This is a genomic window from Xanthobacter sp. 91, from assembly GCF_000702385.1.
Lineage (GTDB): Bacteria > Pseudomonadota > Alphaproteobacteria > Rhizobiales > Xanthobacteraceae > Xanthobacter > Xanthobacter aminoxidans.
Genome location: NZ_JNIB01000001.1, coordinates 2,928,007 through 2,941,520, shown reverse-complemented (window position 1 = coordinate 2,941,520; position 13,514 = coordinate 2,928,007). Strand labels below are relative to the sequence as shown.

The following is a 13,514-nucleotide window of genomic DNA, read 5'->3' as shown; positions in this document are numbered from 1 at the left end:
CCTCGCCGGGCGACGCTGAGCGCCACCACGGCGAGGATCACGCCCTGACCGGCGTCTGGATCACACCGCGATTTCAGCGGCGCGAATGGTATATTTGAAATTGTCCGGATCGAGGCAGTCGAGCAGGCTGCCGGCGCTGACCGCCTGCGGATACATCAGGAAGCCGAGGTGCGGCCCGTCGAAGCCGGGCAGCGCCACGTCGTGCGCCGTGTTGTAGGCGAACCAGTTGCCCTCCCACGCGCCGAACAGCGCCTTGCGCGCGGCGACCACCTTGGGGTCGTCGAGCGCGAGCTTGCCCGGGGGCTCCTCCAGCACCACCTTGCGCACGTCGGCGGGGTCCATGGGGGTCCAGCCGAATTCGGAGAGGAACACCTCGGCCCGGCAGTGCTGCGCCTTGGTGACGATCTCGGAATTGGCGCCGAGGCTCTTGTAGCCGAAGCGCGAGGGTACCACGCGCAGGCCGTAGACATCGCGCGCCGCAATGCCCTGCGCCCGCACGAGGCCGACGAACAAGGCGTTGAGGTCGGCGCACTTGCCGCCGAGATCGCCGCTCTTCAGCAGCGCCGCGATATCGCCGATGCCGCAGCCACGGGTGGCGGCGTTGCGATAGGTGTTCTCGACGATCCACTCGAAGATGGCGTGGACCTTCTCCAGCTCGGACGCCTTGCCGGCGACGATCTTGTCGGAGGTCGCCTTCACGATGCCGTCGGTGGGGATGAGGTCGGTGGCGGCAGTGTTGCGGCGGCGCTCCTCGGCGGTGAGCGGGGCGGGCTTGCCGGGCTTGGTCAGGTCCACGGCGAAATCGCGGCTGGTGGCGCGGCTGACGAGCTCCACCTTCGGCGCCGGCTCGCCCTCGGCCCAGGCGAGGTGCAGCATGTCGGCGCCGGAGCGGGCGTCGCGCACCATCTTCGCGGTCTTCGCGTTGGTGGTCCAGGTGTTCTCGCCGGGCTTGAACCAGTCCGGATTGCTGAAGGAGGCCACCGGCAGCCAGGCCTGCACCTTGCCGGCCGGCTTCAGGATCTCGACCGTGGTGGTGATCTGGAAGCTGCGCCAGTTGCCCACGGTGGGCGCGAACACGCGCGCCGCGGGGGCCGTCTGCGCGGCGGCCTGCGCGAAGGCGGCGCGGGGCAGCAACGCGGCGGCACCGGCGGAGGCGCCTGCGAGGGCGCCGGCTTTCAGAAAGTCGCGACGGGTGGTCATCGGGTCTGTTCTCCCTGGGCTTCTTTTGGTTGGTTTTTTTGCGGGGGCGCCGCCGCGACGCGGATCGCGGCGCGGGTTTCAGGATCGGCCCAGTCCACCTCACCCTCGCGGGCGAGAACGAGACGGCCCGAGATCACCACGAAGCTCGCCGGCAGCAGGCTTACGCCCCACCCCCGCGCCGCCGCGCGGTTCTGGTCGAGGAGAACCGGTCCGGGCGCGGCGCCCGCCGTCCCCTCGGCGAAGAAGCGACGGATGCGGTCGGCGGGCTCGGCCACATCCACCAGCAGCACCCGGACGCCGCTCAAGCGGGCGAAATCGGTGAGGGCCGGAAGCTCGGTGCGGCAGGGCGCGCACCAGGTGGCGAAGAAATGGACGATGGTCGGAGGATCGCCCGCGGCGAGAGTCACCGGCGCGCCGTCGAGGGCGCCGAGCGAGAGCGCGGGGGCAGGCGGGTGGCCTTCGACAGCCGCGAGGAGGCCCGGCGCAGCGCGCTCCGCCTCCGCCGTGGCGGCTGGCGCGGCGAAGACGGGTCCAGCCGCGAGCAGGAGGGCGAACGCGAGCGCGCCCGGCACGTCGCGCACAGGCAGAGACCCGACCGTCCCTAGACGCGCGGATATGCTCCCGCGGCCCCGCCAGCGACGCTGCGGTCCGGGATATGTTGTATCCGGTTGGATGGAGTGTGCGCCCCGACCCGCGGGAGCCAAACCGACCTTCACGCGGGCACTCTGCGTCAGGGTTGCAAGCGCGGTCAACGCTCCTTTCCGTGATGTCGGCCATGCTTCGGCAGCGCACAATCAGGCCGCGCCGCAAAACCGCCTTCCGCTGCGTCACTAGAGGCAGCCGGCAACCGCCGGCGTGCCGCATCGCAACATGCGACAAGAAGGCGATTTTCGTTCAAACACGCGGAGTTGCGCCGACCCAAATTGACATCATTCCAGTTCCAAAATACCGTCCGCTCACGCTGGGTGATCCAGCTCCCGGAGCGGCCCCAAGGCCGTCCGAAACCGTCCCCGGTCGGGGCACGCAAGGTCGGAGGCTTCCTTCGATGAACATGGAGCTCTCGCGGCGCCAGTTTTTGAAAACGGCGGGCGCGGGCGTGGCGGGAACGACGTTGGGCGCGTTGGGATTCGGTCCCATCGAGGAGGCCCTGGCCTCCACCATCAAGCCGTTCCGCCTCGTCAACACCACCGAGGTGCGCAACACCTGCACCTACTGCTCGGTGGCCTGCGGCATCCTCATCTTCTCCAAGGGCAATCTTGCCAAGGGCGAGAAGGCGGACATCACCCATATCGAGGGTGACACCGACCACCCCACCAATCGCGGCACGCTCTGCCCGAAGGGCGCGGCCCTGCTCGACATCGTGAAGTCCGAGCAGCGCCTCAAGCAGCCCATGATCCGGCGCGCGGGCTCCGACAAGTTCGAGAAGATTTCCTGGGACGAGGCGCTCGACAAGATCGCCAAGGCCATGAAGGCGGACCGCGACGCCAACTTCATCGCCAAGAACCAGGACGGCGTGACGGTGAACCGCTGGCTCACCACCGGCTTCCTCGCCGCCTCCGCCACCACCAACGAAACCGCGTTCGCCACCTACAAGGTGGTGCGCTCAACCGGAATTCTGACTTTCGACAATCAGGCGCGCGTCTGACACGGCCCCACGGTGTCCAGTTTGGGCCCAACTTTTGGCCGTGGCGCGATGACCAATTCGTGGACCGATATCAAGAACACGGATCTGGTCGTCATCATGGGCGGCAATGCCGCTGAAGCACACCCGTGTGGATTCAAGTGGGTCACGGAGGCGAAGGCCACCCGTGGCGCCAAGCTCGTTGTCGTGGACCCGCGCTTCACGCGCTCGGCCGCGGTGGCGGACTATTACGCCCCGATCCGGCAAGGCACCGACATCGCCTTCCTGCTGGGCGTCATCAACTACCTGATCCAGAACGACAAGATTCAGTGGGACTATGTGAAGGCGTTCACCAACGTCGGCTACATCGTCAAGGAAGGCTTCGGGTACCAGGACGGCCTGTTCACGGGCTATGACGAGATGAAGCGGGACTACAACCGCTCCTCCTGGGATTACGAGATCGGCCCCGACGGCTATGCGGTCGTGGACGCGACCCTCCAGCATCCCCGCTGCGTCTTCAATCTTCTGAAGCAGCACGTCTCCGTCTACACGCCGGAGATGGTCGAGCGCATCACGGGCACGCCCAAGGACAAGTTCCTGAAGGTGGCGTCCATGATGGCGGAGTGTTCGTCGCCCACCAAGACGATGACCTCCATGTACGCGCTCGGCTGGACCCAGCATTCCAAGGGCTCGCAGAACATCCGCTGCATGGCGATGGTTCAGCTGCTCCTGGGCAATATCGGCGTGCGCGGCGGCGGCATGAACGCCCTGCGCGGGCATTCCAACATCCAGGGCCTCACCGACATCGGCCTGATGTCCAACCTGATCCCGGGCTATCTCACGATCCCGACGGAGAAGGAGCCGGACTTCAACGCCTACATGTCGACGCGCGGTTTCAAGCCGTTGCGTCCCAATCAGATGAGCTACTGGCAGAACTACAAGAAGTTCTTCGTGTCGTTCCAGAAGGCCATGTGGGGTGCGTCGGCGACGGCGGACAACAACTGGGCCTACGACTACCTGCCGAAGCTCGACGTGCCGTCTTACGACATCCTGCGCGCGTTCGAGCTGATGAAGCAGGGGAAGATGAACATCTACTTCTGCCAGGGCTTCAACCCGCTGCAGGCCTTCCCCAACAAGGCCAAGCTCGCGGAGGCGCTCGGCAAGCTCAAGCTCCTCGTGATCATGGATCCGCTGGAGACCGAGACCGCGCGCTTCTGGGAGAACCACGGCGTCTACAACCAGGCCGATCCGTCGAAGATCCAGACGGAAGTCATCCAGCTGCCCACCACCTGCTTCGCCGAGGACAACGGCTCGCTGGTGAATTCGGGCCGCTGGCTGCAATGGCACTGGGCCGCCGGCACCCCTCCGGGCGAGGCGAAGACGGACATCTACATCATGGCGCAGCTCCATCTGCGCCTGAAGGAGATGTACAAGAAGGACGGCGGCGCCTTCCCCGATCCCATCGTCAACCTGACGTGGAACTACAAGGACCCGCACGAGCCCTCGCCCGAAGAGCTTGCAAAAGAGCTGAACGGCTACGTGGTCTCGGACGTGCTCGACCCCAACGACCCCACCAAGAAGGTCCTGGAGGCGGGCAAGCAGGTGCCGACATTCGGCGTGCTGCGCGACGACGGCTCCACCGCGGCGGGCTGCTGGATCTATTCCGGCTGCTACACCGAGGCGGGCAACATGATGGCGCGGCGGGACAATTCCGATCCCGACGACACCGGCTCGTATCTGAAGTGGTCGTTCGCCTGGCCGGCGAACCGGCGCATCATCTACAACCGCGCGTCGTGCAACATCGACGGCAAGCCGTGGGACGACACCCGCAAGCTGATCTGGTGGGACGGGGCCAAGTGGACGGGCTACGACGTGCCCGACATCGCCCCCACCGCCAAGCCGCAGGATGTCGGCCCCTTCATCATGAACCCGGAAGGCGTCTCCCGCCTGTTCACACGGGGCATGATGCGGGACGGACCGTTCCCGGTGCATTACGAGCCGTTCGAGAGCCCGGTCGCCAACCTGATCGCCCCCAAGGTGCGGGGCAACCCGGTGGCGCGCGTGTTCAAGGACGACTTCGCCCAGTTCGCGGACGTGGCGTCGAAGGAGTTCCCCTATGCGGCGACCTCCTACCGGCTCACCGAGCACTTCCATTACTGGACGAAGAACAACCACGTGAATTCGGTGCTCCAGCCCGAGTTCTTCGTGGAAATCTCCGAGCAACTGGCGAAGGAGAAGTCCATCCAGAACGCCGGCTGGGTCCGCGTGTGGTCGAAGCGGGGCTCGGTCTTCGCCAAGGCCTACGTGACCAAGCGCATCCGTCCGCTGATGGTGGACGGAAAGCCCGTGCACATCGTCGGCATCCCCATCCACTGGGGCTTCGTCGGTGCCGCCAAGAAGGGCTTCCCGGCCAACGTGCTGACCCCCTTCGTGGGTGACGCGAACATCGAGACGCCGGAGTTCAAGGCGTTCCTGGTCAACATCGAGCCCTCCACCGGGCCGGTGGCGTAAGGAAAAGGAGAACCAGCATGTTTCCTCCGATTCCGAACCCCACCACCGCCCCCGTGGCGCCCAAGCTGAGCGATGCGGACCTCGTCCGCCGCTCGGCCTCCGGTTCCCCCTCGCAGGTCGAGTTCAAGGAGCCGGTGGCCAAGCTCATCGACGTGTCGAAGTGCATCGGCTGCAAGGCCTGCCAAGCGGCGTGCCTCGAATGGAACGAGCTCCATGAGGAGATCGGCACCTTCAACGGCACCTACACCAACCCGCCGGACCTGACGCCCGCCTCGCTCACGCTCATGCGCTTCACCGAATGGGTGAACCCCGAGACGGACAATCTCGAATGGCTCATCCGCAAGGACGGCTGCATGCATTGCGCCGATCCGGGCTGCCTGAAGGCCTGCCCGGCGCCCGGCGCCATCGTGCAGTATTCCAACGGCATCGTGGACTTCGACCACGCCAAGTGCATCGGCTGCGGCTATTGCGTGAAGGGCTGCCCCTTCAACATCCCGCGCATCTCGCAGGTCGATCACAAGGCCTACAAGTGCACTTTGTGCTCGGACCGCGTGGCGGTCGGCCAGGGTCCCGCCTGCCAGAAGGCATGCCCCACCCAGGCCATCGTCTTCGGCACCAAGACGCAGATGAAGCAGTGGGCCGAGGGCCGCATCAAGGATCTGAAGTCCCGCGGCTACAAGAATGCGGGCCTGTATGATCCGCCCGGCGTGGGCGGCACGCACGTCATGTACGTGCTGCAGCACGCCGACAAGCCTTCGATCTATGCGGGCCTGCCGGACAATCCGCGCATCAGCCCCATCGTCGAGGCGTGGAAGGGCGTGACCAAATATGTGGGCCTCGGCGTCATGGGCTTCGCCGCCCTCGCCGGCGCGCTGCACTACCTCGTCAACGGCGCCAACAAGGTGTCGCCGGAAGACGAGGCGAACGCCGAGAAGCTGGCGGCTGAGAAGCTGTCGTCCGGAGGCCGCTCATGAGCGCACCCTACGATCTGGAGACAGGCGACGCGGTTCATCCGGGTCGCCCCGTGCAGGTGGACCGCTACACGGTGGGCGCCCGCATCAACCACTGGGTGACAGCCATCAGCCTGATCCTGCTGGCGATTTCGGGCCTCGCCTTGTTCCACCCCAGCCTCTATTTCCTCACCGGCCTGTTCGGCGGCGGGCAGCTGACGCGCACCATCCATCCCTGGATCGGCGTGGTGCTCTTCTTCTCCTTCGCCGGCATGTTCCTGCGCTTCTGGAAAGCCAATCTCTGGAAGAGCGAGGACGGCACCTGGATGCGCCGCCTGCGCGACGTCATCGCCGGCCATGAGGAGAAGCTGCCCGAACTCGGCAAGTACAATGCCGGGCAGAAGCTGGTGTTCTGGGGCATGAGCCTGCTCATCATGGTGCTCATCACCTCGGGCGTGGTGATCTGGCAGGCCTATTTCGCCACCTACACCACCATCGAGCAGCAGCGCATCGCGCTTCTGGTCCATTCGGTGGCGGCGGTGGCGATCATCTGCGTGTGGATCGTGCACGTCTACGCTGCCATCTGGGTCAAGGGCACCATCAGCGCCATGACCAAGGGGCAGGTGACGGGCGGCTGGGCATGGCGGCACCACCGGAAGTGGTTCCGCGAGCTGGTCAGCTCCCGCAAGTCGGGCACCCGCGGGACTCCCGCGGAATAGCGCTTACCCCTATAATGGCCTCCCGGCCGCCGCGAGCGACCGGGGGGTTCTTGTCCGGTGCACGTGACCCGTGAGGTTCGTGAGGTCATCATGTCGCGTACCTTCGGCCCCGCGTCGGCGCCCATTCCCGATCCCTCCGTGCTGGAGGGCGTGACGGCCCCGACCTTCGCGTATCTGCCGGACCCCTCGACCCTGTTCGCGCGCCGCGCGGCCCGGTTCCGGCATCTGGCGCACAGCCATCCCCTTGCGCCCTACCTCACCTTCCTCGCCGGGCTCTGCGAGGCGCAGCACGCCGCCATCGCCGCGACGCCCGCGCCCGAGCCGGTGGACGCCGCCCAGGTCGAGCGCGCCCGCGCCAACGAGATGCCGCCCCTCGACCGCAGCCATTTCACCAGCGATGCCGCCTTCGACACCCTGTTCGAGCGGGCGCTGGCGGAAGCGACCAAGATCGAGCAGCCCGAAGCCGCCCGCACCGCGCTGGAGCGGGTGCGCATGGCCTCCGACGTGGCGCGCGGCGAGATGATCCGCAACGTGCTCGCCTCCTCCCTCCCCGAGGAAGCTTTGGCCGAGCACCTCTATGTGGCGGCGGCGCTGGAAGCCCATTTCGCCCGCCTCGCGTCCCAGCTCGACGCCTCCCGCCTCGTGCCGGTGGGCGACGGCGTGTGCCCCACCTGCGGCGGGCCGCCGGTGGGCAGCCTCATCGTCAACTGGCCCACCTCCCACGGCGCCCGCTATTGCGCCTGCGCTTTGTGCGGCACGCTCTGGAACTTCGTGCGGGTGCGCTGCACCGCCTGCGGCTCCACCGCCGGCATCGGCTATCAGGAGGTGGAGGGCGGCAATGGCGCGGTGAAGGCCGAGACCTGCGACACCTGCCACGCTTATTCCAAGGTGTTCTACCTCGCCCAGGACGACGGGCTCGATCCGGTCGCCGACGACGTGGCGAGCCTTGGCCTCGACATCAAGCAGAAGGAAGGCCCCTACCGGCGCGCCGCCTTCAACCCCTTCCTCCTCGGCTATTGAGGGCGGCACGATGGCGAACGCACCAGCCGCCTTGGCCCTCTCCCCCGCTCCGCCCTTGCGCCTGCTCCCCTCGGTGGATCAGGTGCTGAAGGCCGAGGCCGCCCGCGCCGCCGTGGAGCGCCATGGCCGGCAGGCGGCGACGCAGGCGGTGCGCGACGCCCTCGACGAGCGCCGCGCCGCGCTCAAGGCCGGTGCCGGCGCCCCCGCGACGCCCGAGGAGATCGCCGCCGCCGCCCTCGCCCGCCTCGATGCCGCCGCCGCACCCAGCCTGAAGCCCGTGTTCAACCTCACCGGCACGGTGCTGCACACCAATCTCGGCCGCGCCATCTTCGCCGAGGAGGCCATCGAGGCCGCCACAAGCGCCATGCGCAACGCCGTGTCGCTGGAATACGACCTCGACGGCGGCCGCCGCGGCGAGCGCGACGACCATGTGCGCGGCCTCATCTGCGAACTGACCGGAGCCGAGGACGCGACGCTGGTCAACAACAACGCCGCCGCCGTCCTCATCGTGCTGAACACCCTGTCGCCGGGAAAGCCGGCGCTGGTTTCGCGCGGCGAGCTGATCGAGATCGGCGGCGCCTTCCGCATGCCGGAGATCATGCGCCGCGCCGGCGCGGAACTGGCGGAGGTGGGCACCACCAATCGCACCCATCCGCGCGACTATCGCGACGCCATCGCCCCCGAGACCGGGGTGATCCTCAAGGTCCACACCTCCAATTACCGCATCGAGGGCTTCACCGCCGAGGTGCCGCCCCGCGACCTCGCCGAAATCGCCCGCGCCGGCGGTGTGCCTTTGGTCAACGACCTCGGTTCGGGCACGCTGGCCGACCTCTCCCGCTACGGCCTCGTGCATGAGCCGACCGTGCGGGAGGCGCTGGCGGAAGGGGCGGATATCGTGACCTTCTCCGGCGACAAGCTGCTCGGCGGCCCGCAGGCCGGCTTCATCGTCGGGCGGCGCGATCTCATCGCCCGCATCAACAAGAACCCCATGAAAAGGGCGCTGCGCGTGGACAAGGTGCGCCTCGCCGCCATCGAGGCGACGCTGCGGCTCTACCGCGACCCGGACCGCCTCGCGTCCCGCCTTCCCACACTTCGTTACCTCACTCGCACGCGCGAGGATCTGGCCGCCCAGGCGGCCCGACTGGCGCCGCATCTTCAGCGCATCCTCGGCGAACGCTTCACCGTGGAGGCCGCGCCGTGCCGCAGCCAGATCGGCTCCGGCGCGCTGCCGCTGGAGACGCTGGAGGGCGTCGGCCTCGCCATCCGCGCCCGCGACGGCAGTGGCGGCGCCATCGGCCGGCTGGCCGACGCCATGCGACGGTTGCCGGTTCCGGTCATCGGACGGATTGACGATCAGGCGCTGGTGCTGGATGTGAGATGCCTTGAGGACGAAGCGGCGCTTGTCGCGTCCGTGACCGCTTTGGAGGGGGCACATGAGCTGGCTTGACCGACTGAAGGGCAAGGGTGGGGGACCGGACGACCCGGATACGCCGACCGATGCGCCCCAGGATCGTTCTGTTCAGGATCGCGCACAGCCCCGGCCCCCGCACGTCCATCCGCCCATGCCCCGCCTGCAGCGCGCCACCGAGCGCCGCCCGGTGAGCGAGGCCGAGGTGGATCTCGACGCGCTGCTCGGCGACATTGCCAGCGGCCTTGCCCCCACGCGCCCCGCCGCGCCCGAGGATCGTCCCGTCGCCCCCGCGCCGCGCCGGCCCCGCCTTGAAGATCGGATGCGGGGGGACAACCCCTTCGCCCCCGTCTCCGAGCCGGAGCCGGTCGCTCACGAGCCGCACGCGCACGAGACGCACCCCCATGAGCCGCACCCGCGCGAGCCGGAAGCCCCCGCGATCGAGCTGAATTTCGAGGAGATCGTGTTCGCGCGCGCGCCCAGCGCGTCGGACGCGCCGGCGGCGCCCCCCGTCGAGGCCCCCGCGCCCGAACCTGAGCCGCATGTCGCGGCGCCCGAGGTCGCGGTGCCCGATTTCGTCGAGACCTACTCCGCCGAGGCGAGCTATGCCGAGGTTTCCTACACCGAGCCCGCCTTCACGGAAGAGGCTGCGCCGGAAGAGCCGGTCGCCGACCCCCGCTCCCCCGAGGAACTGATGGCCGAGGCGCTGGCGGCGGCCACCGCCGGCCAGTACGAGGCCGCGCTCAACATCTGGGAGCCGCTGGCCCGCGCCGGCAATGCCCGCGCCCAGAACAATATCGGCGCCTGCTTCGTGGACGGCCTCGGCGTCGACCAGGACCTCGACCTCGCCCGCCGCTGGCTGGAACTGGCCGCCGAGGGTGGCGATCCGGTGGGCCGGCGCAACCTCGCGACCCTCTATTTCAAGGGCCAGGGCGTGGCGCAGGACTATGCCCGCGCCGCCGAGCTGTACCGCGCGGCGGCCGAGGATGGCGACGCCCCCGCGCAGGACATGCTGAGCTGGATGCTGCTGGAGGGCGAGGTGATGCCCGCCGACGCCACCGAGGCCCGCCGCTGGGCGCTGGCCGCAGCCGAGCAGGGCGTCGCCTCCTCCATGACGCGCCTCGGCATGATCGCCCACAACGCGCTGGACACGGATCGCGACCCGGTGGAAGCCGCCCGCTGGTGGCGCAAGGGGGCCGAGGCGGGCGACGCGGACGGGCAGGCCATGCTCGGCGCCGCCTACCATCTCGGCGCCGGCGTGCCCCACGACAAGATCGCCGCCTTCGCCTGGCTGCTGCGCGCCCGCGCAGGCCACAGCGCCCTCGCCGACCGCTTTTTCGACGCGGTCAGCGCCACGCTGAGCCCGGAAGAAACCGCCGCCGCCCAACGCCGCGCCGCCATTCCGCTGGGGGAGCTGCCCTAGGTGATCATCGGCACGGCCGGACATATCGACCATGGCAAGACCACGCTGGTGCGTGCGCTCACCGGTGTCGACACCGACCGTCTGAAGGAAGAGAAGGCCCGCGGCATCTCCATCGACCTCGGCTTCGCCTATCTCCCGGTGGGAGACGAGGCGAACCCCGAGGTCCTTGGGTTCGTGGATGTGCCCGGGCACGAGAAGTTCGTGCACACCATGCTCTCCGGCGCGGGGGGCATCGATTTCGCGCTGCTGGTGGTGGCCGCCGACGATGGCGTGATGCCGCAGACCCGCGAGCATCTCGCCATCCTGGACCTGCTGGGCATCGACAAGGGCGTGGTCGCCCTCACCAAGGCCGACCTTGCCGACGCCGACCGCCTCGCCGCGGTGGAAGCCGAGATCACTGCCCTCCTCGCCCCCACCGGCTTGGCCGGCGCGCCCGTCCTGCCCGTGGCGGCGGCGCGGGGCGACGGGGTGGATGCGCTGCGCGAGATGCTGGTGGACGCCGCGCGGACCCTGGGCCGGCGGGCGGGCGGCGGGCGCTTCCGCCTCGCCGTGGACCGCAGCTTCACCCTGTCCGGCGCCGGAACGGTGGTGACGGGCACGGTGCTGTCCGGCGCGGTGAAGGTGGGCGACCGGGTGACGGTGAGCCCCTCCGGCCTTTCCGCCCGCGTGCGCTCCATCCGCGCGCAGGATCGCGTCTCCGAGACCGGCGTCGCCGGCGACCGCTGCGGCATCAACCTCGCCGGCGAGGCCATCTCCAAGGACGCCATTTCCCGCGGCGACGTGGTGCTGGACCCCGCCCTGCACGCCCCCGCCGACCATATCGACGCCGAGCTGAAGGTACTCGCCAGCGAGCCCCGCCCCATCGCCCAGTGGCTGCCGGTGCGCCTGCACCATGCCGCGCGCGAGGTGGGGGCGCGCCTCGTGCTGCTCGGCGATGCCATCCCCCCCGGCGGCACCGGCAAGGTGCAACTGGTGCTGGAGGCCCCCATCGCGGCGGCGGCGGGCGACCGCTTCGTCATCCGCGACACCTCCGCCCAGCGCACCATCGGCGGCGGCCGCTTCCTTGATCTGCGCGGGCCGCGCCGCAAGCGCCGCACGCCCGAGCGCATCGCCCAGCTTGATGCGCTGGCGCACCGCGACCCGGCCGAGGCTTTGGCCGGGCTTCTGGCCGTGCCGCCGCATTTCGTGGACCTCGACGCTTTCGGCCGCGACCGGGCGCTTTCCACCGAGGAGACCGAGGCGCTGGCGGCGCGGCTGGATCTGGCCCTGCTGTCCGCCGGCAACACCACGCTGGCGCTGACGCAGGCAACGCTGTCCACCTTCTCCACCAGCGTGATGGCCGCGCTCGACGCTTTCCATGCGGACAACCCGGACCTGCCGGGCCTCGGCCGCGAGCGGCTGCGCATGATGCTGGAGCCGCGCCTGCCGGCAGCCGCCTTCCTCGCCGCGCTCGCCGCCTTGCCCGCCGGCACCATCCGGCAGGAGGGCGCCTGGGTGCGCCGGGCGGATTTCTCGGTGAAGCTCGCCGCCGCCGACGAGGCGCTGTGGGCGCGCATCAGGCCGCTGCTCAGCGGCGAGGAGCGCTTCCGCCCGCCCCGCGTGCGCGACATGGCCGGCCTCCTCGCCGTGCCCGAGCCGGAGGTGCGCCGCCTGATGAAGCTGCTCGGCCGCATGGGCCGGGTGGACGAGGTGGCCCACGACCACTTCTTCCTGCGCCCGGTGGTGTCGGAGATGGTGGAGATCATCACCCGCCTCTCCGGCGAACGCATGAAGGACGAGTTCACCGCCGCCGCCTTCCGCGACGAGGTCGCCAACGGGCGCAAGGTGGCGATCCAGATCCTCGAATTCTTCGACCGCCACGGCCTCACCTTGCGTCGCGGCGATCTGAGGCGCATCAATCCGTTCCGGCTGGACCTGTTCGCCGGAGCGGCGGACGATGCGCCGGAGACGACCGCGGCGGCGCCGTCGCGGGGAAGAGAAGCGTCCCTGGTGGGGCGTCCGGACTTCAAATCCGGGAGGGGCCGCGAGCCGGTCCTTGGTGGGTTCGACTCCCACTCTCTTCCGCCAAATCCTCTTGCGCCAAATTCCACTGCGCCAAATCCGAAGCCCCCCGCGCCCGAGGCGCGCCCCCGCAGCTACGGGAAGGGACGATGAGCCCCGAGACCGACCTCCCCGCCCCGGCGCCCGAAGCCGCGCCCGATCCCGCCGCCGTGGCCCGCATCGAAGCCCGCGCCGTCGTGCTGGCGCGCCTCGACGCCGCGAAGGTCGCGGCCGATGTGGCCGAGACCGCCTATCGCGCCGAGGCCGCCCGCCGCACCGAGGAACTGGCGCGGGAGCGCGCCCATGCCTGGCGCCGGGCCGATCTGATGCGGTCGCTGGCCGCCGCCCTCGATGGCATCGGTGACGCCGAGATGGCGGTTGCCGCCGGACAGGCGCTGCTGCGCGCGCGGCTCGGCTGGTCCGACGACAGCGAGGCCCGCGCCGAGGTGCTCGCGCGCTTTGCCCCGGTCGCCGTGGCGCTGTTCGAGATGGAGAGCGAGGCGGCGCCCGAGGCCGCCCTCGCAGCGTTCGAGGACTGGTACGCCACGACCCGGCAGAGCGCCTTCTGGTACCTGTTCGAGCATTATCTTCCCGACACGCCCCTCGTGGATTTCTGAACGCC

At 69.3% G+C, this 13,514-nt stretch carries 9 protein-coding genes, 1 tRNA gene and 1 pseudogene; 9 read left to right on the top strand and 2 right to left on the bottom strand.

Annotated features, from left to right (window positions below):
- Positions 1-60 precede the first annotated feature (60 nt).
- Together A37E_RS0113915 and A37E_RS25995 are read right to left on the bottom strand one after the other, a co-directional pair.
- On the bottom strand, positions 61-1,200 hold the full coding sequence (locus A37E_RS0113915) for a transglutaminase-like domain-containing protein (RefSeq protein WP_029557148.1): 1,140 nt from the start codon (positions 1,198-1,200) through the stop codon (positions 61-63).
- A complete protein-coding gene (locus tag A37E_RS25995) occupies positions 1,197-1,781 on the bottom strand; it encodes a TlpA disulfide reductase family protein (protein ID WP_051679021.1) in 585 nt (194 codons plus the stop codon). The genes A37E_RS0113915 and A37E_RS25995 overlap by 4 nt, the downstream gene beginning before the upstream one ends.
- A gap of 464 nt (positions 1,782-2,245) precedes the next feature.
- On the opposite strand from A37E_RS25995, the gene fdnG reads away from it, so the two are divergent.
- From fdnG to A37E_RS25990, 9 genes and pseudogenes are all read left to right on the top strand, one after another.
- Positions 2,246-5,332 carry a formate dehydrogenase-N subunit alpha gene (fdnG, locus tag A37E_RS0113900; protein ID WP_081837588.1) on the top strand — a complete coding sequence of 1,029 codons (3,087 nt, stop codon included), beginning with the start codon at positions 2,246-2,248 and terminating at the stop codon, positions 5,330-5,332.
- A 17-nt stretch (positions 5,333-5,349) separates the two neighbouring features.
- A complete protein-coding gene (gene fdxH, locus A37E_RS0113895) occupies positions 5,350-6,306 on the top strand; it encodes a formate dehydrogenase subunit beta (protein WP_029557144.1) in 957 nt (318 codons plus the stop codon).
- Complete coding sequence (locus A37E_RS0113890; RefSeq protein ID WP_029557143.1) at positions 6,303-7,001, top strand: formate dehydrogenase subunit gamma; 699 nt, start codon at positions 6,303-6,305, stop codon at positions 6,999-7,001. Before fdxH ends, A37E_RS0113890 begins: the two co-directional genes overlap by 4 nt.
- A 90-nt stretch (positions 7,002-7,091) precedes the next feature.
- Entirely contained in the window at positions 7,092-8,021 is a 930-nt protein-coding gene (gene fdhE / locus A37E_RS0113885; RefSeq protein ID WP_029557142.1) for a formate dehydrogenase accessory protein FdhE, read from the top strand.
- 10 nt (positions 8,022-8,031) lie between these two features.
- Positions 8,032-9,468 (top strand): L-seryl-tRNA(Sec) selenium transferase, encoded by a 1,437-nt coding sequence (gene selA / locus A37E_RS0113880; RefSeq protein ID WP_038193110.1) that lies wholly within the window; start codon positions 8,032-8,034, stop codon positions 9,466-9,468.
- 655 nt (positions 9,469-10,123) lie between these two features.
- Positions 10,124-10,852, top strand: coding sequence for a tetratricopeptide repeat protein (locus A37E_RS0113875; RefSeq protein ID WP_038194391.1), 729 nt, complete (start codon positions 10,124-10,126; stop codon positions 10,850-10,852).
- Positions 10,853-12,733, top strand: a pseudogene (gene selB / locus A37E_RS26455) (selenocysteine-specific translation elongation factor); the annotation flags it as partial.
- Positions 12,734-12,823: 90 nt separating this feature from the next.
- Positions 12,824-12,919, top strand: a tRNA-Sec gene (locus A37E_RS0113865).
- A gap of 83 nt (positions 12,920-13,002) precedes the next feature.
- Complete coding sequence (locus A37E_RS25990) at positions 13,003-13,509, top strand: hypothetical protein (RefSeq protein WP_051679020.1); 507 nt, start codon at positions 13,003-13,005, stop codon at positions 13,507-13,509.
- The last annotated feature ends 5 nt before the right edge of the window (positions 13,510-13,514 follow it).

Bases quoted from the DNA above. Each gene is read 5' to 3' on its own strand.
- selA (WP_038193110.1), top strand. From the start codon at position 8,032: ATGGCGAACGCACCAGCCGCCTTGGCCCTCTCCCCCGCTCCGCCCTTG.
- fdhE (WP_029557142.1), top strand. From the start codon at position 7,092: ATGTCGCGTACCTTCGGCCCCGCGTCGGCGCCCATTCCCGATCCCTCC.
- A37E_RS0113890 (WP_029557143.1), top strand. From the start codon at position 6,303: ATGAGCGCACCCTACGATCTGGAGACAGGCGACGCGGTTCATCCGGGT.
- fdxH (WP_029557144.1), top strand. From the start codon at position 5,350: ATGTTTCCTCCGATTCCGAACCCCACCACCGCCCCCGTGGCGCCCAAG.
- A37E_RS0113915 (WP_029557148.1), bottom strand. From the start codon at position 1,200: ATGACCACCCGTCGCGACTTTCTGAAAGCCGGCGCCCTCGCAGGCGCC.
- A37E_RS25990 (WP_051679020.1), top strand. From the start codon at position 13,003: ATGAGCCCCGAGACCGACCTCCCCGCCCCGGCGCCCGAAGCCGCGCCC.
- A37E_RS0113875 (WP_038194391.1), top strand. From the start codon at position 10,124: ATGGCCGAGGCGCTGGCGGCGGCCACCGCCGGCCAGTACGAGGCCGCG.